This is a genomic window from Actinoplanes sp. NPDC026670, from assembly GCF_040638175.1.
Lineage (GTDB): Bacteria > Actinomycetota > Actinomycetes > Mycobacteriales > Micromonosporaceae > Actinoplanes.
In genome coordinates this window covers 14,041-38,742 of record NZ_JBEZXU010000038.1, presented here as the reverse complement: position 1 = coordinate 38,742, position 24,702 = coordinate 14,041, and the positions used below count along the sequence as shown (strand labels likewise).

The 24,702-nt window shown below is 70.7% G+C and carries 19 protein-coding genes; 1 reads left to right on the top strand and 18 read right to left on the bottom strand.

What is annotated here, in order from left to right; translation table 11 throughout:
• Nucleotides 1–17: 17 nt before the first annotated feature.
• From AB0E94_RS31830 to AB0E94_RS31745, 18 genes are all read right to left on the bottom strand, one after another.
• Nucleotides 18–2,078 (bottom strand): PQQ-dependent sugar dehydrogenase, encoded by a 2,061-nt coding sequence (locus AB0E94_RS31830; protein WP_360333814.1) that lies wholly within the window; start codon nucleotides 2,076–2,078, stop codon nucleotides 18–20.
• 1 nt (nucleotide 2,079) lies between these two features.
• Nucleotides 2,080–3,009, bottom strand: a complete 930-nt coding sequence (locus AB0E94_RS31825) for a sugar phosphate isomerase/epimerase (protein ID WP_360333811.1) — start codon at nucleotides 3,007–3,009, stop codon at nucleotides 2,080–2,082.
• Between the two features lie 233 nt (nucleotides 3,010–3,242).
• Nucleotides 3,243–4,250, bottom strand: a complete 1,008-nt coding sequence (locus tag AB0E94_RS31820) for a sugar phosphate isomerase/epimerase family protein (RefSeq protein WP_360333808.1) — start codon at nucleotides 4,248–4,250, stop codon at nucleotides 3,243–3,245.
• A gap of 187 nt (nucleotides 4,251–4,437) precedes the next feature.
• On the bottom strand, nucleotides 4,438–6,126 hold the full coding sequence (locus AB0E94_RS31815; RefSeq protein WP_360333805.1) for a ThuA domain-containing protein: 1,689 nt from the start codon (nucleotides 6,124–6,126) through the stop codon (nucleotides 4,438–4,440).
• Nucleotides 6,127–6,137: 11 nt separating this feature from the next.
• Nucleotides 6,138–8,927, bottom strand: coding sequence for an RICIN domain-containing protein (locus tag AB0E94_RS31810; RefSeq protein WP_360333803.1), 2,790 nt, complete (start codon nucleotides 8,925–8,927; stop codon nucleotides 6,138–6,140).
• Nucleotides 8,928–9,028: 101 nt separating this feature from the next.
• The gene (locus AB0E94_RS31805; protein WP_360333800.1) at nucleotides 9,029–10,066 is read right to left on the bottom strand and encodes a polyprenyl synthetase family protein; all 1,038 of its coding nucleotides are present in this window, start codon (nucleotides 10,064–10,066) and stop codon (nucleotides 9,029–9,031) included.
• A gap of 10 nt (nucleotides 10,067–10,076) precedes the next feature.
• Nucleotides 10,077–11,426 (bottom strand): nucleotide pyrophosphatase/phosphodiesterase family protein, encoded by a 1,350-nt coding sequence (locus AB0E94_RS31800; RefSeq protein ID WP_360333798.1) that lies wholly within the window; start codon nucleotides 11,424–11,426, stop codon nucleotides 10,077–10,079.
• Nucleotides 11,423–12,523, bottom strand: a complete 1,101-nt coding sequence (gene eboE, locus AB0E94_RS31795) for a metabolite traffic protein EboE (protein ID WP_360333795.1) — start codon at nucleotides 12,521–12,523, stop codon at nucleotides 11,423–11,425. Before eboE ends, AB0E94_RS31800 begins: the two co-directional genes overlap by 4 nt.
• Entirely contained in the window at nucleotides 12,523–13,374 is an 852-nt protein-coding gene (locus AB0E94_RS31790; RefSeq protein WP_360333793.1) for a TatD family hydrolase, read from the bottom strand. The genes eboE and AB0E94_RS31790 overlap by 1 nt, the downstream gene beginning before the upstream one ends.
• A gap of 16 nt (nucleotides 13,375–13,390) precedes the next feature.
• The gene (locus AB0E94_RS31785) at nucleotides 13,391–13,912 is read right to left on the bottom strand and encodes an EboA domain-containing protein (protein WP_360333790.1); all 522 of its coding nucleotides are present in this window, start codon (nucleotides 13,910–13,912) and stop codon (nucleotides 13,391–13,393) included.
• 60 nt (nucleotides 13,913–13,972) lie between these two features.
• Nucleotides 13,973–14,731: a sugar phosphate isomerase/epimerase family protein gene (locus tag AB0E94_RS31780; protein ID WP_360333787.1), complete on the bottom strand. Its 759-nt coding sequence runs from the start codon at nucleotides 14,729–14,731 to the stop codon at nucleotides 13,973–13,975.
• A 146-nt stretch (nucleotides 14,732–14,877) separates the two neighbouring features.
• A complete protein-coding gene (locus AB0E94_RS31775) occupies nucleotides 14,878–15,720 on the bottom strand; it encodes an SCO3242 family prenyltransferase (RefSeq protein WP_360333784.1) in 843 nt (280 codons plus the stop codon).
• A complete protein-coding gene (locus tag AB0E94_RS31770; protein ID WP_360333781.1) occupies nucleotides 15,717–16,928 on the bottom strand; it encodes an inositol-3-phosphate synthase in 1,212 nt (403 codons plus the stop codon). The genes AB0E94_RS31775 and AB0E94_RS31770 overlap by 4 nt, the downstream gene beginning before the upstream one ends.
• 239 nt (nucleotides 16,929–17,167) lie before the next feature.
• Complete coding sequence (locus AB0E94_RS31765) at nucleotides 17,168–18,352, bottom strand: Gfo/Idh/MocA family oxidoreductase (RefSeq protein WP_360333972.1); 1,185 nt, start codon at nucleotides 18,350–18,352, stop codon at nucleotides 17,168–17,170.
• 53 nt (nucleotides 18,353–18,405) lie between these two features.
• A complete protein-coding gene (locus AB0E94_RS31760) occupies nucleotides 18,406–19,464 on the bottom strand; it encodes a substrate-binding domain-containing protein (RefSeq protein ID WP_360333778.1) in 1,059 nt (352 codons plus the stop codon).
• A gap of 96 nt (nucleotides 19,465–19,560) precedes the next feature.
• Complete coding sequence (locus tag AB0E94_RS31755) at nucleotides 19,561–20,562, bottom strand: ABC transporter permease (protein WP_360333969.1); 1,002 nt, start codon at nucleotides 20,560–20,562, stop codon at nucleotides 19,561–19,563.
• A gap of 56 nt (nucleotides 20,563–20,618) precedes the next feature.
• Nucleotides 20,619–22,151, bottom strand: a complete 1,533-nt coding sequence (locus AB0E94_RS31750; RefSeq protein WP_360333775.1) for a sugar ABC transporter ATP-binding protein — start codon at nucleotides 22,149–22,151, stop codon at nucleotides 20,619–20,621.
• A 159-nt stretch (nucleotides 22,152–22,310) separates the two neighbouring features.
• Nucleotides 22,311–23,486 (bottom strand): ROK family transcriptional regulator, encoded by a 1,176-nt coding sequence (locus AB0E94_RS31745; RefSeq protein WP_360333772.1) that lies wholly within the window; start codon nucleotides 23,484–23,486, stop codon nucleotides 22,311–22,313.
• 420 nt (nucleotides 23,487–23,906) lie between these two features.
• On the opposite strand from AB0E94_RS31745, the gene AB0E94_RS31740 reads away from it, so the two are divergent.
• Nucleotides 23,907–24,596 carry an HAD family phosphatase gene (locus tag AB0E94_RS31740; protein WP_360333770.1) on the top strand — a complete coding sequence of 230 codons (690 nt, stop codon included), beginning with the start codon at nucleotides 23,907–23,909 and terminating at the stop codon, nucleotides 24,594–24,596.
• Nucleotides 24,597–24,702 lie beyond the last annotated feature (106 nt).

Below are 24,702 nucleotides of genomic sequence, written 5' to 3'. Positions count from 1 at the left end.
CCGATGATCGGAGCGTGTTACTCGCCGGGGGTGAGGACCACCTGGGCCGAGCCGGTCTGGCCGTCGGCGTCGGTGTACTCGGCGACGAACACCGCCGTCAGGTTGTCGGCTCCGGCGTGGCCGGCGTCGACGAACGTGGTGATCGAGCCGCTGCAGCCGCTGCTGGTGGAGAGCGGGTGGCCGTGCTGGTCGTGGCCGAGGATGTAGGTGACCTCGACGTTCGCGCAGTTGACCGGGCTGTCGTCGACGACGTCGACCTCGAAGTCCACCGTGTCGCCGAACTCGAAGGGCTGGCCCTCGGCGGGCGTCACGAACGAGACGGTGGGCGCCACCGGGCCGACGTGCAGCAGGAACTCGGCCGACGCGGACCGGCCGGTGGAGTCGGTGACCTTCAGGGTGGCCCGGTAGTCGCCGTTCACGGTGTACGTGTACGACGGGTTGGCCTGGCGGGAGTCGACGTCACCGTCGGCGTCGAAGTCCCACGCGTACCGGAGCCGATCGCCGTCCGGGTCGACGGTTCCGGCGCTGGAGAAGTTCACCGTGAACGGGGCCGAGCCGACCGTGGGCGTCGCGTTGATCTTCACGATCGGGGTCTTCTCCCGCGGCGCGTAGTCGACCCGGGCGAGCTGCGCCTCCGGGTTCTCGGAGAAGTAGCCGTCACCGTACTCCAGGACGTAGAGCGCGCCGTCCGGGCCGAACTCGAGGTCCATCGGGTTGTCGAAGATGATCGACGGCAGCACCGAGTCGATCGCGGTGACCTGGTTGCCGGCGCCGAGCGTGAACGCCTTGACGTAGTCGCGGGTCCACTCGTAGAAGAGCGGCTTGCCGCTGAAGCCGGCCGGCCACTTCGTCTCCGACCTGCTGCGCTTGTCGTACTGGTAGGCGGGGCCGCCCATCGGGCCGATGCCGCCGGTGCCGAGCTGTGGGAACTGGGCGCTCGCGCCGTACGAGTAGACGACCTCGGCCTTCTCCACCGGCGGCAGGTTGCGCAGCCCGGTGTTGTGCGGCGACTCGTTGACCGGTTGCGCGCAGTTGAACGGCTGGCCGGACGTGCCGGTGGCGAAGTCGTAGTCGACGTAGGGCAGGTCCGGGCCCACGCAGTACGGCCAGCCGTAGTTGGCCGGTTTGTCGACGGCCATCCAGCGGCCGTGGCCGGCCGGCCCGCGGGTGGCGTTCGGCTGGTTGGCGTCGGGCGAGTAGTCGGCCAGGTAGGCGACACCGGTGCGCTCGTCGACGTCGAAGCGGAACGGGTTGCGCAGGCCCATCGCGTAGATCTCCGGGCGGGTCTTCGGGGTGCCCTTCTTGAAGAGGTTCCCGCGCGGGATCGAGTAGCTGCCGTCGGCGTTCACCGTGATCCGCAGAAGTTTGCCGCGCAGGTCGTTGGTGTTGGCCGAGCTGCGCTGGGCGTCGAAGGCCGGGTTGCGGTCCGGGCGCTCGTCGATCGGCGTGAAGCCGGACGAGGCGAACGGGTTGGTGTCGTCGCCGGTGGACAGGAACAGGTTGCCGTGCCCGTCGAAGTCGATCTTGCCGCCGACGTGGCAGCAGATGCCGCGGTCCACCGGGACCTGCAGGATCTTCTGCTCGGTGCCCAGCTGGAGGGTGTTGCCACGCAGCTTGAACCGGGACAGCTGGAGGTGCCCCTTGAACGGGGCGAAGTCGGCTGCGGTGCCGGTCTCCGGGGCGTTGCCCTCGTTGACGCTGGGTGTGGCCGGGTCGTCCTCCGGGGTGTTCAGCACCGGGGAGTAGTAGACGTACACCCAGTGGTTGCGGCTGAAGTCCGGGTCGATGGCGATGCCCTGCACGCCCTCCTCGTCGTGCAGGTAGACCGGGAGGGTGGCGGCCAGGACGTTGCGGCCGGTGCTCGGCTCGTGGATGCGGATCTGCCCCTTGCGGGCGGTGTGCAGCACCCGCTTGTCGGGCAGGACGGCCAGGGCGATCGGCTCGCCCGGGAAGTCGTTCAGGGTCACCTTCTGGAAGTCGGAGTCCGGTGGCACGGCGGCCTGGACGGGGTTCCCGAAACCGGTGACCAGCGTGGTGGCGAGCAGGGCGGCGGCCGCGGCGGTGAGCAGTCGTCGCATGTCAGTACCTCAGCCCGGTCAGGTACTGGTAGCCGACGCGGGCGGTGTCCAGGGCCTGCGCCGGGGTACGGGGTGGGCTGCCGGCGTCGTCGCGTTCCACGATGTACTCGACGAGCCCCGCTTCACCGGCCCGGCGGAAGACCCGCTCGAAGTCGATCAGCCCGTCGCCGGGGTCGGCGAAGCCACTGCCCACGTTCATGTCCTTCACGTGGACCTGCTTGATCCGGTGGCGGTTCTTCTCGATCAGATCGACCGGGTCGGCAGCGCCGCGCCACGCCCAGTAGATGTCCACTTCGAGGTGGACCAGGCGTGGGTCGGTCTCCTGGGTGAGTATGTCGAAGCCGGTGCGCTCACCACCGTCCTGGCGCAGGAACTCGTTGTGGTGGTTGTGGTATCCGAAGCTGAGCCCGGCCCGGCGGGCGAGCTCGCCCGCCTTGTTCAGGTCGGCGGCGAAAGCGCGGTAGACGGCGCCGTTGCGGATCGGGCCGTTGGCGTCGGTGCCGAAGTACGGGTGGACGATGTACTTGTTGCCGATGATCGCGGCGTCCTCGAGGGTGCGCTTCCAGGTCTCGGCGTTCCACGGCTGCGGGATGCCGGCGTGCCCGGAGGTGGCGCGCAGGCCCGCGTTGTTCAGGGCGGCGCGGAACTGGGCGGCGGTGCGGCCGACGAACCCGGCGTGCTCGATGCGGGTGTAGCCGATCGCGGCCAGCTGGGTGAAGCTGCCCTCCAGATCGACGGCCAGCTGATTGCGCAGCGTGTAGAGCTGCACGCTGATCTGGTCGCGGGGCACACGATGACTGGACTTGCCACCACCGGCGGCGGCCGGCGAGCCGAGCGCGGTGGACGCTCCGATGGCGGCGGCGCCCACGGCCGCGGCGCCCAGCAGGTTACGGCGGCTCAGGGCGGACTGGCGGGACTGTGACTCGTGCATGCGGTGGTGCCTCCGGTTTCGGCGGGGAACACGGATGGCATGCGGGCGATGACGGAGCCCACATGCGGCAACTTTTGTGCAGAGTGGCTTCCGTACCGCACGCTACCGCCAATTTACGTTCGTCACTAGAGAAACATCTGAATGAAACAATGTAACTTTCGTTGGCAGCGACAAAAGGGCAGGGAGGAGTGGCCGGGCGCGATCACGCCCGGCCCCCGAGGGACAGCGACCGGCTACTGGTTGGAGGAGAAGGCCGCGTCGAACGCCGCCGACGGGGCGTCGAACGCCAGCCGGCGCACGAACTGCAACGCCTCCGGCGCGCCGACCAGGCGGTCCATGCCGGCGTCCTCCCACTCGATGGAGATCGGGCCGTCGTAGCCGATCGCGTTCAGCGCCCGGAAGCAGTCCTCCCACGGCACGTCGCCGTGACCGGTGGAGACGAAGTCCCAGCCGCGCCGCAGGTCGGCCCAGGGCAGGTGGGAGCTGAGCCGGCCGCGCCGGCCGTCGCCGGTGCGCACCTTGGCGTCCTTGCAGTCCACGTGGTAGATGCGATCGGCGAAGTCGAAGATGAAGTTGACCGGGTCGAGCTCCTGCCACACGAAGTGCGACGGGTCCCAGTTGAGGCCGAAGGCGGGCCGGTGCCCGATCGCCTCCAGGGCACGCTTGGTGGTCCAGTAGTCGTAGGCGATCTCACTGGGGTGCACCTCGTGCGCGAACCGCACGCCCACCTCGTCGAAGACGTCGAGGATCGGGTTCCACCGGTCCGCGAAGTCCTGGTAGCCACGCTCGATCATCGACGGCGGGACCGGCGGGAACATCGCCAGCGTGTGCCAGATCGACGATCCGGTGAAGCCGACGACGGTACGCACCCCGAGCGCCGCCGCGGCCCGGGCGGTGTCCTTGATCTCCTCGGCGGCCCGGCGGCGCACACCCTCGGGTTCGCCGTCGCCCCAGATCCGGGCGGGCAGGATGTCCTGGTGCCGTTCGTCGATCGGGTGGTCGCAGACGGCCTGCCCGACCAGGTGGTTGGAGATCGCGAAGACCTGGAGGTTGTGCTTGGCCAGGGTCTCGCGTTTACGTTCGATGTAGCCGTCGTCGGCGAGCGCCTTGTCGACCTCGAAGTGGTCGCCCCAGCAGGCGATCTCCAGGCCGTCGTAGCCCCAGCCGGAGGCCAGCCGGCACACCTCGTCGAACGGCAGATCGGCCCACTGGCCGGTGAACAGCGTGATCGGTCGCGCCATGTTCTCACTTCCTCGCAGCGGCGTCCCAGGAGCGGTACACGGGATTCAAACCCGGCGCGAGGAGCCGGCGAGGGTGAACACGGTCAGGACAGGTCGCGGCGGGCATGCCGGGGTGGGTTGCGCCTCCCGCTCCCGGACACCGCTGTGTCCACGGTCACCGCAACCCACCCTAATCGCGGTGGTACGTCTAGGGAAGACGCCACTGTTGGTTGGCGCCGGTGTGACAGTCCCAGATGTGGATCTGCTGGCCGTCGGCCGAGCTGTTCTGCGACACGTCCAGGCACTTTCCGGACTGCGGGTTACGGACCGTGCCGTTGGACTGGGCCACCCAGTTCTGCGCCCCGCTGCCGTTGCAGGTCCAGAGTTGCGCCTTGGTGCCGTTGGCGGTGCCGCCGCCGGCTACGTCCAGGCACTTGCCGGACTGCGGGTTGCGCCAGACCTGGCCGCTGATCTGCCAGCGCTGGGCGCCGGAGCCGTTGCAGGTCCAGAGCTGGATCTTGGTGCCGTCGGCCGAGCCGCCGTTGCTGATGTCGAGGCACTTGCCGGCCAGCCCGACGACCGGGCCGCCGGTCGGGACGGGCCCGCCCAGTTCCTTGATCCGGATGTTGCGGAACGACGCGTCGTCGCCGTCACCGTGGTTCTGGATGCCGATGTGGCCGGCGAGCGACCGTACCGGATCGGTGTTGGTGAAGTCGTTGATCTTGACGCTGTTGAGGAAGACCTGGAGACGCTCGCCCTCGACCAGGAGCTCGTAGGTGTTCCACTCCCCCGGCGGGTTGAGCGCGGCGTCGCGCGCGGCGATGTCGGCCGCCTTGAACGTGTAGACCGAACCGGTGGTGCGATCGGCCGCGTCGGTGGCGTCGATCTGGATCTCGTAGCCGTTGCCGACCGCCGACCAGGGATCGGCCGACGGCGGGAACCCGATGAAGACACCTGTGTTGTCGTCCCCGGCCAGCTTCCAGTCGAGCTTGAGCGAGTAGCTGGTGAACTGCTTCGCCGAGTGCCAGAACAGGCCCATGCCGCCGGTCGACGTCAAGGTGGCGTCGGTGTTGGTGAAGGCGCCCGGCCCGGCCTGCGACCAGCCGGTCGTGGATCCGTTGTAGAGGGTGGTGTAGCCGGTCTCCGGGCGGCAGTCGGCGTTCGTGCGCTTGGCCGTGTACCGGATGCCGCCGAGCAGGTAGGCCCGGAAGGCGGTCTCGCCGTACGCCGACTGGGTGTGCCCGCCCCCGGTGTAGAAGGAGCGGCCCGCGTCGACCGTCTTGCACCAGGCGTGCGGGTGGTCGGAGCCCATCGTGCCGCCCGAGTAGGAGCCCTCGTCGAGGGTGGCCAGCACGTGCGCGGTGGTGCGGGCGTTGGTGCGGTAGTCGTACCACTCGTCGGTACGCGGCCAGGACTGCGGCAGGTGCGCGGTGGCCGCGTGCGCCCGGTCCTCGACCTTGACCGTGGCCTGCTGGACGGCCGGGTGGGAGGCGAAGTACGCGCCGACGAGCTGCCCGTAGAAGGGCCAGTCGTACTCGGTGTCGGCCGCCGCGTGCACCCCGGTGTAGCCGCCACCGGCGCGGATGTAGGACTCGAACGCGGTCTGCTGGGTGGCGTCCAGGACGTCGCCGGTGGTGTTGAGGAAGACGACGGTCTCGAACCGGGCCAGGTTGGCGGCGTTGAACGCGGTCGCGTCCTCGGTGGCGGTGACCGTGAAGTTGTTCGCCGCGCCCAGGTCCCGGATGGCCTGGACACCGGCGGCGATCGAGTCGTGCCGGAATCCGGCGGTCTTGGAGAAGACGAGGACGTCGTAGGCGGGGTCGGCGGCGACGGCGGGCGTCGCCGCGGCGGTGCAGGCCACGGTGGTCAACACGGCCGTGAGTACACGTTTGAGCATGGTCTCTCTCCTCACTGAGGCAGGGTCCACTGCTGGTTGGCGGCGCCGAGGCAGTCCCAGATGTGGATCTGCTGGCCGTCGGCGGAGTTGTTCTGGGACACGTCCAGGCACCGGCCGGACACCGGGTTGCGCAGCGTCCGGTCGGCCTGGGCGGTCCAGTTCTGGGCGGCGGTGCCGTTGCAGGTCCACAGCTGCGCCTTGGTGCCGTTGGCGGTGTTGCCGCCGGCTACGTCCAGGCACTTGCCGGACTGCGGGTTGCGCAGCACCTGCCCGTTGACCGACCACGCCTGCGCGCCGGAGCCGTTGCAGGTGTAGAGCTGGATCTTGGTGCCGTCGGCGCTGCCGCCACCACTGATGTCCAGGCACTTTCCGGCGAGGCCGACGACCGGGCCGGTACGGGCGGTGGCGAACGTGAACGCGTCGACGTCGAACAGCGCGCCGGCGCCGCCGCTGAACGTCAGGTACAGCGTGGTGGTTCCGGCCGGCGGGCCGGTGATCGTGGCGCTGACGTCGGTGAAGACGTTCCAGCCGCCGGTCACCGGCACGGTCGCCGAGCCGAGCACGGTCCCGGTGGCCGAGCCGGCCCGGACCTGGAGCGTGCCACCGGCCCCGGCCGACGACACCCGGGCGGTGACCCTGGTGACGTTGCCCAGCTGGTACGGCTCGAACGCGATCCAGTCGCCGTTGTGGATGTCGCCGACGGTCTTGCCGCCCTCGGCCTCCGGCTTGCTGAACACGCCCACTCCGGCCGACGTCCGGTAGTGCTCGGCCTGCCGGTGCGCGGGCTGGAGGGTGTGCTGGGTGTGGGTGGTGAGGCCACCCGCGTCGGTGTACTCGGCGTCGAAGACCGCGAAGATGTTGGCCGCGGTGTCGTGCTCGCCGTCGACCGGGATGGTCAATGAGCCGGTGCAGCCGGTCTTCGAGGTGATCTGGTGCCCGTGCTGGTCGTGGCCGAGCACGTAGGTCATCTTGACCCGGGCGCAGTCGATCGACGGGTCCTCCGGGTCGGTCACGGTCACCGAGTAGGCGATGGTGTCGCCGAAGTTGAAGACCTGACCGTTGCCGGGGGCGTTGATCCGTACCGCCGGGGCGGTGTTGCCGACGCCGATCTGGACGCTGTCGCTGCCCGACGCGCCCTGCGGGTCGGTCACGGTGAGGGTGACGTTGTAGGCGCCGTTGCCGGTGAACGTGTGCGACGGGTTGGCCGCCGTGGAGGTGCCGCCGTCGCCGAAGTTCCAGGCGTAGGTGAGCGCCGAGCCCTCCGGGTCGGTCGAGCCGGCCGACGAGAACTGGACCGTCAGCGGGGCCTGGCCGGACGTCCGGTCGCTTGTCGCGTTCGCAGTCGGGGCCTTGTTGCCGCCGCCGACGTGGTCGTAGCGGTACAGCGCCGAGTTCTCGTCTCCGCTGAAGTAGCCGGTGCCGTAGTCGAGCACGTAGAGCGCGCCGTCGGGACCGAACGCGAGGTCCATGACCTGCTTGCCGTTCCAGGTGAAGTTCGAGATCTCGCCGGCCGCGCCGTCGCTGCCGACGTGGATCGGCTTGATCCAGCCCCGGCCGAACTCGGCGGCGAAGAAGTGGCCGTCCAGTGACTGCGGGAACTTCGTGGTGGACGGGTTCGCGGCGTCGTAGCGGTAGACCGGGCCGCCCATCGGGGATTCCGAGCCGCCGCCGAACTCGGCCGGGGTGCCGGCGTCTCCGCCGTACCGGATCCAGGAGGTCTTGGCGGCCGGCAGCGTGCCGAGGCCGGTGTTGCGCGGTGAGTTGTTGACCGGCCCGGCCGCGCAGTTGAACTTGGCGCCGACGGCGCCGGTGGCGAAGTTGAAGTCGGCGTAGGTCTCGGCCGCGGTGTTGGTGCCGGTGCAGTACGGCCAGCCGTAGAAACCGGGACCGGTGACCCGGTCGAACTCGACCTGGCCGCTGGGCCCACGGGCCGACGACGAGCCGGCGTCCGGGCCGTAGTCACCGACGTAGACCACGCCGGTGGCCTTGTCGACGGTCATCCGGAACGGGTTGCGGAAGCCCATCGCGTAGATCTCGGGCCGGGTCCCGGCCGTCCCGGGGGCGAACATGTTGCCGGCCGGCGAGGTGTACGTGCCGTCCGCGGCGACCTTGATGCGCAGGATCTTGCCGCGCAGGTCGTTGGTGTTGCCGGCGGTCCGCTGGGCGTCGAAGGCCGGGTTGCGGTTGGTGCGCTCGTCCAGGGGCGCGTAGCCGTCGGACTGGAACGGATTGCTGTCGTCGCCTGTCGACAGGTAGAGGTTGCCGGCCGCGTCGAAGTCGATGTCGCCGCCGACGTGGCAGCAGATGCCGCGGGAGGCGGGCACGTCGAGGACGGTCCGCTCGGCGCTGAGCTTCCAGTCCGCGGTCAGGGTGAACCGGGAGAGCCGGTTGACGCCGTTCCAGGCCGAGAAGTCGGTGCCGGTGTCCGGGGCGTCGCCGGCCGGGGTGCTCAGCGGCGGCGCGTAGTAGAGGTAGATGAACCGGTTGGCCGCGAAGCCGGGGTCGACGCCGACACCCTGGAGGCCCTCCTCGTCGTGGGCGTAGACGGCGAGGGTGCCGACGACCGCGGTGTTGCCGGCCGCGTCGGTGCGGCGCAGGGTGCCGTTGCGGGAGGTGTGCAGGACGGACCGGTCCGGCAGCACGGCGAGGCTCATCGGCTCGCCCACCTCGGGTTCGCCCTTGGCCAGGGTGACCTGCTGGAAGTCGGCCGGGTCGACCGGATGGGCCTGAGCCGGGGCGGCGGCGAACACGGACAACAGGATCACGACGGCCCACCATGGTCGGCGCGACGAAACGGGCATAGCTCTGCCATCCCTTCGAAACAAGGATTTGCGTCGCCGCGCCGCCGGCGTTCTGAAACACTATTGAAACCATCGACTTTTGTCACTACGTGCGGAACTTTTCAACGCTGGCGGTGAACCGTCTCGTAGGCCAGGGCGGTCAGCGCCGCCTCCACCTCGGCCGGGATCCCGGCCCCGGCCAGCGCCGACATCGCCGCGCCTACCCGCAGCTCGATCAGCCGCTCGACACCGTCCAGGGCGCCCGTCCCGACGATGATCCGGCGCAGCTCGTCCGCGCCGTCCTCGTCCAGCCCCGGGCTGCCGAGCAGCTTCCGGATCCGGGCCGCCTGGTGGAAGTCGGCCGCCTCCCGGGCCAGCGCGATCATCACGGTGCGTTTGCCCTCACGCAGGTCGTCCACTATCGACTTGCCGGTCACCGCCGGGTCGCCGAAGACCCCCAGCACGTCGTCACGCAGCTGGAACGCGTCACCGAGCGGGTCACCGAACGCGGCGTACGTCTCCAGCAGCTTGTCGTCGGCGCCGGCCAGGGCGGCGCCGATCTGCAGCGGCCGGGTCACCGTGTACCGGGCCGCCTTGAGCCGGATCACGGTCAGCGCGCTGGCCGCCGAGCCGTCGCCGACCCCGGAGACCAGATCCAGGTACTGGCCGGCGATCACCTCGGTACGCATCGCGGCGAACACCGCATACCCCCGGCTGATCTGCTCGTCGCTGAGCCCGCAGCCGTGGAACATCTGGTCCGCCCAGGCCGCGCACAGGTCGCCGCAGAGCAGCGCGGTGTTGCGCCCGTAACGTTCCGGGTCACCCCGCCACGCCGACCTGGTGTGCAGGTCGGCGAAGAGGGCGTGCATCGACGGCTCGCCCCGGCGGCGTTCGCTGCCGTCCATGATGTCGTCGTGGATCAGCGCGAACGCGTGGAAGATCTCCAGCGCGGCGGCGGCGGTGACGATCCCGGGGCCGTCCTCGCCGCCGGCGCTGCGCCAGCCCCAGTAGCAGAACTTCGGGCGCAGCCGTTTGCCGCCGGCCAGCACGAACCGCTGGATCGTGCTGAACAGGCCGCGCGGGGTGCCCTCGGGCCACTGCGGGCCCTGATCGGTCAGGAAGTCGGCGAGCCGGGCGTCGAATCGGGCCCGCAGTGTCACGGCCCCTCCCCTACCGGCCGGCCAGGCGCAACAGCAGGCTCTTCACCTCGGTCGCGGCGATCCGGTCGACGGCCACCGACGGATCCGAGCACAGCAGCACCGGCGCGTCCTCGGCCCGGTCGGGCAGCCGGCCGTGCGAGCCGCGGACCGCCCGGGCGCCCGCGTCCAGGCCGACGACCTGCATCAGGTAGCGCATGCCGAGCTTCTTGCGGGCCAGCGCCACCGCGGCCCGCCGTTTCGCGCCGCCTGGATCGGCCGGATCGAAGAACAGCTCGGCCGGGTCGTAACCGGGCTTGCGGTGGATGTCGACCAGGCGGGCGAAGTCCGGAGCCAGGTCGTCGTCGAGCCAGTAGTAGTAGGTGAACCACGCGTCCGGGTCGGCGACCAGCACCAGCTCGCCGGACCGCTCGTGACCCAGGCCGTCGTGCACCTCGGCCACCCCCGGCAGGTCACCGAGCAGGGCCGCCACCTTCGGCACGTCGGCCGGGTCACGTACGTACACGTGGGCGATCTGGTGGTCGGCGACGGCGAACGCCCGGGACGTCCACGGGTCCAGGTACTCCATGCCTGCCTGGGTGTGCACCCGGAGCAGGCCGTTCTCCCGCAGCAGCCGGTTCACGTCGACCGGCCGCCGGACCGGGGTGATGCCGTACTCGGAGAGCGCCACGATCGTCGCCCCACGGGCCTCAGCGGCGTCCAGCAGCGGGCTGAGCACCACGTCGAGCTCGGCCGCCGCGGCCGCCGCACGGATGTCGTCCGGGCCGTGACGTTGCAGGTCGTAGTCGAGGTGTGGGACGTAGACCAGGGTCAGGTCGGGGTCGTGGGCGGCCATCACCCGCTCTGCGGCCCGGCAGATCCAGCGCGACGACTCCAGGCCCGCGCCCGGACCCCAGTAGGAGAAGAGCGGGAACGTGCCGAGCGCCGCCGTCAGGTCGTCGTGCAACTCGGGCGGGTCGGTGTAGCAGTCCGGGTCCTTGCGCCCGTCGGCGTGATAGACCGGGCGGGGCGTGACGGTCCAGTCGACGTCCGCGCCCATGGCGTACCACCAGCAGATGTTGGCGACCGTGTAACCGGGATCGGTGCGGCGCGCGGCCTGCCAGACCTTCTCCCCGCCGACCAGGGCGTTGTGCTGGCGCCAGAGGAACACCTCGCCCAGGTCGCGGAAGTACCAGCCGTTGCCGACGATGCCGTGCCCGGCCGGGGTCTCGCCGGTCAGCAGGGTGGCCTGCACGCTGCAGGTGACCGCCGGGAGCACCGGGTCGAGCCGGGCGGCGGCGCCGATCGACCGCAGCCGGGGCATGTGTTCGAGCAGGCGCGGGGTCAGTCCGACCACGTCGAGGACCACGAGTTTCGTCATCACTGCACCCCGGTCAGCTGGTCGCGGGTCCAGGCCAGTTCACCGGCGATGCCGTCGGCCAGTTCCGCGGGCGAGGTGGGACGCTGCCCGGCCGGCAGGACGTCCCAGGTGTAGGTCTCCACATCGAAGTGATCGCAGTCGACGACGGTCAGCTGTGGTGTGGTGGCGGTCAGCGGTGGCGCCGGTGGCACGTGCAGCGGGACGTGGAAATGGATCCGCCACGGCCCCGGCGGGTTCTCGGTCAGGGCGATGTCCAGGTCGTCGCAGGCGTGCCCGGCGGCGCTGCGGGTCTGGTGCAGGAACCGCGGCTCGGCATACTGCTCCAGCACCGGCCGGGCGGCGACCGGATCGGCCACCTCCAGCGCGGCCGACACCTGCACCTTCACCACCGGGATCCCGGCCGTGGCCAGCCTCTTCACAGCTTCGACGGGGTCCTCCCAGGCGCAGGCCAGATGGGCCAGGTCGAGGCAGACGCCGAGCCGGTCGGTGTCGGTTCCGGCGAGCATGTCGACGGCCTGGGCGGTGGTCTCGGCGACACAGCCCGGCTCGGGTTCGAACGCGACCCGTACTACCCGGCCGGTCTGCCAGGCGATCTCGGCCAGCCCGCCGGCGAGCCGGTCGAGCATGTGCCGGGCGGCGTCGCGCTGAGCCTGCGGCCACGGCTCGCGCCAGGCCAGCGGCAGTGTCGACACCGAACCGCGTTCGGCGTCGTCGGGCAGCAGGTCGACCAGGACCCGGGCCAGGTCGAGGGTGTAGTCGAGGCGGGCCGTGGTGGTCCAGTCCGGCCGGTAGACGGCGTGTTTGACCACCGGCGCCTGGAACGCCTCGTAGGGGAAGCCGTTGAGGGTCACCACCTCCAGGCCACGGGCGTCGAGCTCGCGACGCAGCAACCGCCGGGCCGCGCCGTCGTCGGCCAGGGCGGCGGCCACCGGGGCGGCCAGCCACAGACCGAGGCCGAGCACGTCGGCGGCGAGACGTTCACGCACGGGTACGGCGTACGTGTCCAGCTGCCCGATGATCCCGGGCAGGTCCTCGGCCGGATGCACGTTGGTGCAGTAGCTCAGGTGCACCTGGCGGCCGTCCGGTCGGCGCAGCCGCATCAGCTTCCCCCTCGCAGGATCGAGCTGCCCTCGAAGAGCGGTCCGGTGTCGCCGAGATCGCTGAGGTCGAGCCGCCCGGACTGCCCGTAGAACTCGACGGGATTACGCCACAGCACCCGGTCCACGTCGTCGTCGGTGAACCCGGCCGCCAGCATCGCCTCCCCGGTCCGCACGGTGAGCAGCGGATCCGACCTCCCCCAGTCGGCGGCCGAGTTGACCAGCACCCGGTCCAGCCCGTGCTCGCGCAGGATCTCCACCATCCGGGACGGCGACATCTTGGTGTCCGGGTAGATGGAGAACCCCATCCAGCAGCCGGAGTCGTGCACGGCGGCGACGGTCACCTCGTTGAGATGGTCGACGACCACCCGGCCCGGGTCGATGCCGCTCTCCCGGACCACGTCCAGGGTCCGTTTCACACCGTGCGCCTTGTCCCGGTGCGGGGTGTGCACCAGCGCCGGCAGTTCGTGCTCGACGGCCATCGCCAGCTGCCTGGTGAACGCCTCGTCCTCCTCGGGGGTCATCGAGTCGTACCCGATCTCCCCGACCGCGACCACCGCGTCCTTGTCCAGGTAGCGCGGCACCAGGTCGAGCACCGGACGGCAGCGCGGGTCGTTCGCCTCCTTCGGGTTGAGGGCGATGGTGGCGTGGTGGCGGATGCCGAACTGGGCGGCCCGGAACGGCTCCCACCCGACCAGCGAGTCGAAGTAGTCGGCGAACGAGCCCGGGTTCGTCCGCGGCTGGCCCAGCCAGAACGCGGGTTCGACGACGGCCCGGACACCGGCGGCGGCCATCCGCTGGTAGTCGTCGGTGGTGCGTGAGGTCATGTGGATATGCGGGTCGAGGATGCGCACGGGACCTCCAGGGCGTTCAGGGGATGGGGTCGAGCAGGCGATACGCGTCGTCCGGCAGCCGCCGTCCGGCCGCTTCGCGCTCCGCGCGCAGAGCGGCGACCATCGCGGTCAGCTCACGGTCGGCCCGTCGGTCCAGGTCGGACACGACCTCGAGGGGTACGGCCAGAAAAACGCACTTGAGTACGGCGTGCCGCCACGCGTGCTGGTCGAGGCGCCCGGCGTACGGGCCGAGGGCGGCCGCGAGGAGCCGGGTGTCGTTGGTGCGGATCGCGTCGTGCAGCAGCGGGACGGCCTCGGCGCCGAGCGGCAGGCCGGGCAGCGCGGTGAGGATCGCGAGCTTCTCGTTGGTGTCGCCGTGCCGGTAGAGGTCGTCGATCCAGTAGGGCAGCACGTCCGGTGGCAGGGCCCGCAGCAGCCGGGCGCGGGCGGCGGCCGCGTCGTCGCAGTGGCGGCCCGCCGCGGCGAACGCCCGCACGATCGCGGCCGGGTCGGCTCCGACTCGCGCGACAGCGTCGGCCAGCCAGGCATTGTCTTCCACAACGTCTCCTCCCATCGAATCTCGATCCTGTGGAGTTCCGCGACGACGGTGCGCCGGAACTCAACAAGATCGCAGGAAGTCCAGAGAAGCTGCCGCCACCGCGGGGGCGGCATGGGAATGGCGAGGCAGCTCCACGGCTACCAGGCCGGTGTATCCGGCGGCGGACAGGGCGGCCAGCACCGGCGGGAAGTCGATCTCCCCGGTGCCGAACTCGAGGTGCTCGTGGGTGCCCCGCCGCATGTCGTCGATCTGCACGTTGACCAGGTGGCCGGCGACCGCGGTGACACAGTCGGGGACCGGGTCGGGCTCCAGGCAGCGGCAGTGCCCGATGTCGAGGGTGATGCCGAACCCGGCGGGCGACCCCAGCGCGGCGTGCAGTTTCCGCCAGGCCGCGATGTCGTCGACGAGCATGCCCGGTTCCGGTTCGAAGCCGAGCGTCACATCCTTGCGCCGCGCCCGGTCCAGGGTCTCCGCGCAGCCGTCGACGAGCCGGTCCCAGGCGGTCGACCCGTCGACGTCCGCCGGTTTGACGCCGGCCCAGAACGACACCGCCTCGGCGCCCAGGTCGGCGCCGATGTCGATGGCCCGGCGCAGGAAGTCGAGCCGCAGCTCACGGCCCTCCTCCAGCAGGGTCGGCGAGTGCTTGCGCCACGGGTCGAGCAGGTAGCGGGCACCGGTCTCGATCACCACGCCGAGGCCCAGCTGCTCCAGCCGTCGGCCGACCGCGGCGACCCGGCGGGGCAGCTCGTCCGCGAACGGGTCGAGGTGATCGGTGTCGAGCGTGAGCGCCACCCCGTCGTAGCCGAGGTCGGCGATCACCGAAAGCGCGTCATCGAGCCGATGGTTGGCGAACCCGTTCGTCCCGTAACCGAACCGCAGCCCTTGACCTCCTTGCCCGATTTTTCTGGATTTATCAGCCGAAGTGCCAGCGTCGGGCTTATTCCGGTCGGGCTCCCCCACGGGAATCATGTCGGACTCACCACCTTCGCCAGGTGTTTCGCGGCGACTGCGGCGCCCGCGACCGCGACTCCCGCGACCGGGGCCCCGGCCCGGGCGGTCAGGGCGCCCTGCAACGCCGGGAACGCGGTGATCCCGGCGGCCACCGCGTTCTGCAGCGCCGCCGCGTCCGGCCGGGCCAGCGCACGCTGCTGGGCCGCACCGAACCGAGCCGCATACCAGGCCGAGAGCAGCCCGGCCGCCGGCGCCTGCCGCGACGCGGCCAGTCCGGCGACGACCGCGGTGCCGGCGAGGGTCACCGAGGGCAGCGCGGCATCGGCGCCGGTCGTCTCGCGGCGGGACAACATCGTGATCAGGTACGTGTGAGCCGCCACCGTGAGCGCCGCCGGCAGCGCTGCCCGATGCCGCCCGTGGCCGACACCGAGCAGCACGTCGAGGCCACGGCAGGCCGCCATCACGGCCGGTCCCGCCACGGTGTTCTTGGCTGCCAGGTCATAGGTCCAGACCGCCCCGGCCAGGGGCGCCGCGACGGCGAGCGCCCGCCGGCCCCCGGCGGCCGCGGCCAGGGCCAGGCCCGCGCCGGTCAGTCCGGCGGCGATGCCGAGCGCGGTGTTCGGGCTGACCCGCCCGGACGGGATGGGCCGTCCCGGGCGCTCGACCGCGTCGATGTGCCGGTCGGCCCAGTCGTTGGCGGCCATCCCGGCCCAGTAGAGACAGACCGACGCCCCGGCCAGCCCCAGCGTCCGCGGCCGCAACGTGCCCGCGGCCGCGGCGCCGGCAACGACGTCTCCCGGCACCGACAGGGCGGCCGGCGCGCGGACCAGCCGGGCGATGTCCCGCCAGCGGGTCATGCCGCGCCGTCCGCGGCTTCCGGCGTCTCGCCCGCCGCCGGGCCTTGGCTCGGCGCGGCCGGGGCCTCGTCGGCCGGGGTGAGAGCGGCGGCGAAGTCGACCAGCAGCCGCCACTGGTCGGCGAGGCCGTGCGGGACGTCGCCGAGTGGGTCCTTGAAGAAGAAGGCCAGCTCGGTGAGCGGCCCGGACCGTCCGGCGGCGTGGGCGGCCGCGGTCAGCCGGGCCAGGTCCAGCACGAGCGGGGCAGCCAGCGCCGAGTCACAGCCGTGCCAGGTGAACTCCAGGCGCATCCGGGTGCCCAGGAACCCGGCGAACGTGACCAGATCCCAGGCGGTCTTGAAGTTGCCGATGTCCTCGACGTACTCGATCCGGACCGTGCCCTGCGGCTGCTGCCCGAGCGTCTCCTGGAGCACCCGCTGTTTGCTGGCGCTCTTGGCGCTGTTGGCCGCCGGGTCGGCGAGGTTGGCCCCGTCACCGCCGCCGAGCAGGTTGATCCCGGTCCAGGTGCGCACGTCGAGGTGCCGCTGGGCGAACATCGGCGCGAGCACCGACTTGAGCAGGGTCTCGCCGGTCTTGCCGTCCCGGCCGCCGTAGGGCAGCCGCTGCCGGCGGGCGAGTTCGTCCAGCGCGGGCAGGCGGGCGCCGGTGGACGGCGTGAAGTCGACGTAGGGGCAGCCGGCTCGCAGGGCGGCGTAGGCGTAGAGGGCACTGGGCGGCAGCACCGGCCGCTCGCCGGTCATCGCCGCTTCGAGCCGGGCGAGACTCGCGTACGCCGGATCGTCGTCCGGGACCGGCTCGGTGGAGGCGACGTTGATGACGACGACCCGGTCCAGGCCGTGCCGTTCCCGGAACTCCACCAGGTCGGCGACGATCAGCCCGGCGGTCGCCGCCTGGGTGGCGGCGTGCGGCAGCGACCGGACGTCGGCGTCCACCGCGGTGAGGTCGGTGTGCACGGCCGCCACCAGCGACGCCGGGACCACTCCGGCGTCGGCGAGGGCCTCGGCCTTCTTGGTCAGCGGCACCGCCGACGGGTCGTGGCCACCGAAGACGAGGTCGCCGAACCCGGGCAGGGCGGCGCTGTTCAGATCGGGTAGTTCGGTGACGCAGCCGGTCGGCGCGGCCAGGCCGGCGCGCAGGGCGAGAGCTCCGACGATGCTGGTGACCGCGACACTTCCGCGGCCGCCGACCAGCCAGACACCCAGGGACATGACTCCTCCGATTCGTGGCGACGATTCGTTGGCGGCTCGTGCGGCGACAGGCGGAGCCGGTGCGGCGTTCCGGCTCCGCCCGCCGGTCATCGGCCACCCGGCCCGGGTACGGGAATCCCCTCCGTACCGTCGCCGGGTGGTGGTTTTCTCCTCGCCGCCCGTCCGGTCACGGGGCGCACCGTGGCCGGACCCTCGCGGGCGGCGGGGAGGTTCATGCGGCATCGATCAGGCAGCAGTGGTCAGGCGGCCACCTCCGCGAGGATCGGCTCCACGTCGGTCCAGCCGGAGCCGTGGCCGGCGGAGCGGATGACCGCGTCCAGCACCAGTTGCACCTGAAGCGCGTCGGTGAACGACGGGGTCGGCTCGCCTCCGGTGGCAATCGCTTCGACGAGGTCGCGGGCCTGGTGGGTGAAGGCGTGCTCGTAGCCGATGCCGTGGCCGGGCGGCCACCACGCCGACAGGTACGGGTGATCGGGTTCGGTCACCAGGATGCGGGTGAAGCCCTGTTCGCCGGACGGTTCGGTGGCGTCGTAGAACTCCAGCTCGTTCATCCGCTCGAAGTCGAACGCCACCGACCCGCGCGAGCCGTTGATCTCCACGCGCAGCCCGTTCTTGCGGCCGGTGGCGAACCGGGTGGCCTCGTAGGTGGCGATCGCGCCGCCGTCCAGCCGGGCCAGGAACAGCGCGGCGTCGTCGACGGTGACGGGGCCGGTGGCCGTACCGCTGCCGCCGTTCTCCTCGGTGGAGGCGCTGAGCCCGCTGGAGGCCTGCGGCAGCGGCCGTTCCTTGACGAACGTCTCGGTCAGCGCGGTCACCCCGGTGATGCGCTGACCGGAGACGAACTGGGTGAGATCGATGATGTGCGCCCCGATGTCGCCGAGGGCGCCGGAGCCCGCCTTGTCCTTCTGCAACCGCCAGACCAGCGGGAACTGTGGATCGGTGATCCAGTCCTGGAGGTAGACGGCCCGGATGTGCCGGATGTCGCCGATCCGCCCGTCGGCGACCATCCGCCGCATCAGGGTGACCGCGGGAACCCGGCGGTAGTTGAAGCCGCACATCGACCGGACGCCGTTCGCCTCGGCGCGGGCGGCCGCGGCGGCCATCTCCCGGGCCTCGGTGATGGTGTTCGCCAGTGGCTTCTCGCAGAGGACGTGTTTGCCCGCTGCGAGGGCCGCGATCGCGATCTCGGCGTGGCTGTCACCAGGTGTGCAGACGTCGATCAGGTCGATGTCGTCCCTGGTCACCAGTGACCGCCAGTCGGTGGTGTGTTCCTGCCAGCCGAGCCGGGCCGCGGCCGCGGCGACGTTCGCCTCGTCCCGGCCGCAGACCGCCGTCATCCGGACGTGCAGCGGCAGCTCGAACACGCGGTTCACGGTGCGCCACGCCTGGGAGTGCGCGGCGCCCATGAACGCGTAGCCGACCATGCCGACCCGCAAGAGTGATTGCGTGGACAAGTTGGGTCTCCCCCCGTACGCGGTCAGAACCCGAGCTGGATGTAGCTGCTCGCGTTCTCCTTCGTGATGGTTTCCGAGGCCAGCACGATCTCCTTGGGCACCTGGAGTTCCACCAGGTCGGCCAGGCCCTTCTTCTGGCCGATCAGCCGGGCCAGGGAGATCGCGGAGGAGGCCATCGACGGGCTGTACGTGACAGTCGCCTTGAGCACCGTGTTGTCGGCCTGGATCGTCTCGATCGCCTTCTTCGAGCCGGCACCGCCGACCATGATGAACTCGCTGCGGCCGGCCTGGTTGATCGCGGCCAGCACGCCGACGCCCTGGTCGTCGTCGTGGTTCCACAGGGCGTCCATCTTCGGCAGCGCCTGGAGCAGCTGGGATGCCTCCTGCTGTCCGGAGTCGACGGTGAACCGGGCGGCCCGCCGGTTGGCGACGGTGAACCCGGCCGCCTTGAGCGTGTCGGAGAAGCCCTTGGACCGGGTCTGGGTCAGCTCCAGCTCGTCCATGCCGGCGATCTCACCGATGATCGGGCTGGCCACGCCCTTGGCCTTCATCTGGGTGATGATGAAGTCCGCGGCGGCCACCCCCATGCCGTAGTTGTCGCCCATGATCTGGGTGCGGTAGGCGCGTGCGTCCGGGAACGCCCGGTCCAGGTTGACCACCGGGATGCCGGCCGCCATCGCCTCCAGGCCGAACGAGTTGAGCTCCTTGCCGTCGTGCGGCAGCAGCACGATCACCGTCGGCTTCTGCCCGATCAGGGTGGACAGGGCGGCCCGCTGGGCGGCGGCGTCGGCGCCCGCCTCGACCGACTTGAACTCGACGTCGGTGTAGGTGGCGGCCTGGGCCTTGGCGTTGTTGGTGATGGCCGCGATCCAGCCGTGGTCGGCGGCCGGCGCGGAGAACCCGATGGTGACCTTGGTGCCGGGCGCCGCGTTGCCGCCGCCGCTGGTGTCGGCGGCCTTGGTCTGTGCGGCGGTCGGGGCGGCCTCGTTGCTGGTGCACGCGGTGAGGAGGGCCCCCGCACCCACCGCGGCGCCGCCGAGAAGCAGCCGGCGTCGTGACAGGTCGGAATTGATCTTGGACATGACCATCTCCTATGTCTTCATGAGAACGGGCGTTTCAGGGTGTACGGATCCCGGCGACCGTTCTTTTCGAACGGTCACCGCGCCTTTTTCAGTGCTTTAGTTGCGGGCGAAGAATCGTGTGAGGGATTTGAACCGGAACTGCTGAACCAGCACTGCGGCGACGATGATGCCGCCCTTCACCATGTTCTGGGCCTCGGTGGAGAGGCCGTTGATGGCGAACAGATTCGTGATCGTCGCGAAGATCAGGACGCCCAGGATGGAGCCGACGATCGTGCCCCGTCCGCCGCTGAGCAGAGTGCCACCGATGATCGCGGCGGCGATGGCGTCCAGCTCGTACAGGTTGCCCATGGCCGCCTGCGCAGAGGTCGCCTGCGAGGTGAGCATGATCGCCGCGATGCCGCAGCAGAGCCCGGACAACCCGTACAGCAGCATGGTGTGGCGTTTGACGTTGATGCCGGCCAGGCGGGCGGCCTCCGGGTTGCCGCCGACGGCGACCGTGCGCCGGCCGAACGTGGTGCGGTTGAGCAGGATCCAGCCGGCCACCGCCACCGCGGCCAGGATGTAGACCAGCCACGGGATGCCGAACAGCTTCGAACTGGCGATGCTGTTGATGAAGGTGTTCGAGGAGATCTGCGTCTGCTTGCCGGAGATCGCCGCGGCCAGGCCGCGGGCCGACACCAGCATCGCCAGGGTCGCGATGAAGGGCACGAGACGGCCGTACGAGATGAGCACCCCGTTGATCAGCCCGACCGCCACGCCGACCACGATCGCCGTGAAGATCATGCCGGCCGCGCCGTACGCCTGGGTGGCCAGCGTCGTGCACCACACCCCGGCCAGGGCCACGATCGCGCCCACCGAAAGGTCGATGCCCCCGCCGATGATCACGAAGGTCATTCCCACCGTGACCACGCCGACCACCGACGCCAGCTGGAGGATGGACAGGATGTTGGTCCACACCCAGCTGGAGTTGCCGTACAGCTCCGGCTGGGTGATCGCGCCGATCACGATCAGCGCGACCAGCACCCCGACCAGGACCAGGTTGCGGGTCACCGACTCACCCGACTCGCCGGCCCACGAACGTTTACGTCCACCCGGCAGGGCGGGCTCGGGGCCGGTCTGCGCCGGCGCCTGAAGCCCGGTGCCGTCGCTGAGGGTCACGCTGGCGCTCCTTCCATGAGCGACCCCGCCATGACGAGGTCGAGGACCGTGTCTTCGTCGATTTCGGTGGACGGCGCCTGATGGACGACCCGGCCCTCCCGCATCACCAGCACCCGGTCGGACAGGCCGAGCACCTCGGGCACCTCACTGGAGACCAGCAGCACGCCCACCCCCTCGGCGGCGAGGCGGCGGATCACCCGGTACAGCTCGGCGCGGGCGCCGACGTCGACACCGCGTGTCGGTTCGTCGAGCAGCAGCAGACGGGTGTCGCCGAGCAGCCAGCGGCCGACCACCACCTTCTGCTGATTGCCGCCGGACAGGGTGCCGACCGGGCGGCGCACGTCGAGCGGGCGCAGATCCAGGGAACCGGCGATCCGGTCCGACTCGGCGCGCTCCCGGCGGGCGTTGGTGAACCCGAGCCGGGCCAGGCCGGTGAAGGTGGCCAGGGTCATGTTGCGGTAGATCGGCTCGCCGAGCAGCAGCGCCTGGCTCTTGCGCTCCTCCGGGGCCATGCCCATGCCGGCCCGGACCGCGGCGCCGACACTGCCGGCCCGCAGCGGTTTCCCGCCGACCTCGACGGTTCCGGTGTCCGGGCGGCGGGCGCCGTAGATGGTCTCCAGCAGCTCCGAACGGCCCGAACCGACCAAGCCGGCGATGCCGACGATCTCGCCCGCGCCGACACTGAGCGAGACGTCCCGGAACTCACCCTCACGGCTCAGATCCCGTACGGTCAGCAGCTCCTCGTGTTGAGCCGGCTCCGGGCGGGGCGGGAAGACGTACTCGATGGTCCGTCCGGTCATCCGGCTGACCAGCTCGCTGGTCGGCGTCTCGGCGGCGGACAGGTTCGCGGCGGTGGTCCGGCCGTCCTTGAGGACGGTGACCCGGTCGCCGATCTCGCGGATCTCCTCCAGCCGGTGCGAGATGTAGATGACGGCGATGCCCTGGGCGGTCAGCCGGCGGATGATCCGGAACAGGTTCTCCACCTCGTCGTGGGCGAGCACCGCGCTGGGCTCGTCCATGATCAGCAGCCGGGCCTCCTGGGACAGCGCGCGGGCCATGCTGACCACCTGCTTCCCGGCGGCCTGGAGAGCGTGCACCATCCGGCGGGCCGGGATCTCCTCATGGCCGAGAGAGCCGAGAATCTTGCGGGTACGGTCGGCCATCGCACCGCGGCGCACGAAACCCAGCCGGCGCGGCTCGTGGCCGAGGAACACGTTCTCGGCCACCGACAGGTCGTCGACCAGGTCGAGTTCCTGGTAGATGGTGGCGATACCGGCCTTCATCGCGGCCTGCGGGTTGCCGAACGTCACCGGCTCGCCGAGCCATTCGACGGTTCCCGAGTCCGGGCGGTGCACGCCGGAGAGCACCTTGATCAGGGTGGACTTGCCGGCGCCGTTCTGGCCGAGCAGGCAGTGCACCTCACCGGCCCGCACCTCGAGCTGCACGCCGTCCAGCGCCTTCACACCCGGGAACGTCTTGACCAGGTCGGTGAGCCGCAGAACCACTTCTTGAGCTTTGTCGTCGGTCATGTCGCCTCCCCCTTGCTCTTCGGCGGTCACGTCTCTCGTCGCCTTTCGGCGGTCACTTTCTTCTTCGCCCTTCGGCGGTCAGTTCTTTTCTCCGCCCGTCGGCGGTCAGTTCTCGTCTCCGCCGTTCGGCGGTCAGTTCTTTTCTTCGCCGCCCGGCTTTCATGACGCCTGTTCGAAGGCCACGTCGCTGGCCAGCACCGCGGCCCCGGTCACTCCGGCGCGGGAGCCCAGCTCGGACAGGACGATCGGCAGGTTGCCGGTGGCCAGCGGCAGCGACCGGCGGTAGACGGCGCTACGGATCTCGGCGAGCAGGATGTGCCCCAGCTGGGCGAGCCCGCCGCCGATCACGATCATCGACGGGTTGACGAAACTGACCAGCGACGCCAGCACCGAACCGATCCGGTGGCCGCCCTCGCGGATCAGCTTGATGCAGGCCACGTCCCCCTCGGTGGCGCCCTCGGCGACGTCACGGGCGGTCAGCGTGCCGTTGGCGGCGAGCCGGTCGGCGAGCGCCTGGGACGCGCCGGAGCGGGCCGCGACCAGGGCTTCCCGGGCCAGCGCGGTGCCGCTGAACAGCGCTTCCAGACAGCCGACGTTGCCACAGGAGCACATCGGACCGTGCGGGTCGACCTGGATGTGGCCGATGTCGCCGGCGCACCCGTCCGTACCGCGATAGACCTCGTCGTTGAGGTAGATGCCGCAGCCGATGCCGGTGCCGACCTTGACGAACAGGAAATCCTGCACGCTGTGCGCGACCCCGCCGTGCTGCTCGCCGACGGCCATGATGTTCACGTCGTTGTCGACGACCGCGGGACATCCGTGCTCGCGGGTGAGCAGCTCCCGCACGCCGAACCGGTCCCAGCCCGGCATGATCGGCGGCGACACCGGCACCCCGTCCCGGAAGCTGACCGGCCCCGGAACCCCGATCCCGATCGCGTCGAGCCGTTCATAGGCGCCGTCGACCCGGGCCTTGGCGAGCAGCTCGTTGACCCGGTGCAGGGTGGCCTTCGGCCCGGACCGGATGTCCGCCTCCTCGGTGTAGGCGGCGACCGGTTCGAGCCGCCCGTTGGTGACCTCGACGTCGATCGAGCTGGCCCCCAGATCGACCGCGGCGAACCGCAGCCGGGGATGCAACTCGACGAGAGTGGACCGGCGGCCGCCCCGGGACGCGGCCATCCCGGCCTCGACCACGTAGCCCTGAGCGACCAGACGCTCGACCTCGGCAAGCAGCCGGGGCCGGGGAAGTTGCAGGCGATCGGCCAGCTCGGCTCGCGAGATGGCGCCCTCGTTACGCAGCAGGCGCAGCAGCTGCAAGTAGGGGGGATCGATCGTCATACGCACGGTTGACCTCATATCCGCACGCCACGGCGTGCCCGAGCCTGTCGGCTGTGACATCCAGGTTTCGGAGTGTTACATGCGCCACAGTAGAAGCCTTTGCTCTCACTGTCCACAGCTTCTTCATGATCTACAACGAACTTTCGCCAAATCCTGCAAAAGCCCCCGGCTAGCCGTAGCTCAGCCATGTTTCACGACCGTCCGTCACCCTCCCCAACAGGGACCAGCGCACACGATCGCCGATCGTGGGCTTACGTCATCGTCGGAGCGTGGTCAGGCGCACACGTTGGGCCGATCGTGGACGTTCATCCACGCCGGGGCGACGACCGGAGCACGCACAACGCCAACGTGTGCTCCTGTCACCGCTCGACCCAGCCGGCTCCGACGTAGCTCTGGATCATCGGCGGTTAGGGTCACGGGATGCCGGACTCCATTGACCTGCCGTTCGACGCCGTGCTCTTCGACTGTGACGGGGTGCTCGTCGACTCCGAGGCCATCACCAACGCCGTGCTCCGGACGATGCTGCACGAACTCGGCTGGGCGATCTCCGCGGAGGACTGCTTCCGGCTCTTCGTCGGCCGGGCGCTGCGCGACGAAGCCCCGGTCATCGAGGCGCACACCGGCTTCACGGTGACCGACGAGTGGCTGGGCGGTTTCCGCAAACGCCGCAACGACGCGCTCGCCCTGGACCTGCTGCCGATCCCGGGCGCGGTCGCCGCCGCCCGCGAGATCGACCGGCTCTACGCCGGCCGGCTGGCCTGTGCCAGCGGCGCCGACCGGCACAAGGTCGAGTTGCAGCTGACCAAAGTCGGTCTCGACACGGTCTTCGCCGGCAAGATCTTCAGCGGGATGGAGACTCCGCGCAGCAAGCCGGCCCCCGACGTCTACCTGGCCGCCGCGGCCGCTCTCGGCGTCGACCCGGCCCGCACCGCGGTCGTCGAGGACACCCCCACCGGGGTCCGGGCCGGGGTGGCCGCCGGCGCGACGGTGTTCGGTTACTGCCCGCCGGACAGCCCGTCCCACAACCCGCCGCAGACCCTGCTGGCCGCCGGCGCCACCCACATCTTCACCGACATGGCGGCGCTGCCGGCGCTCCTGACCACGGGATGAACACCGGCCCATCGTGGGGTGGCGCACGAGTTCACCGTCATCTCCGGGCACATCCCACCGGCGATCCCGGCCGATTCGCCACCGGAACCGGTGGCCGATCGATCAC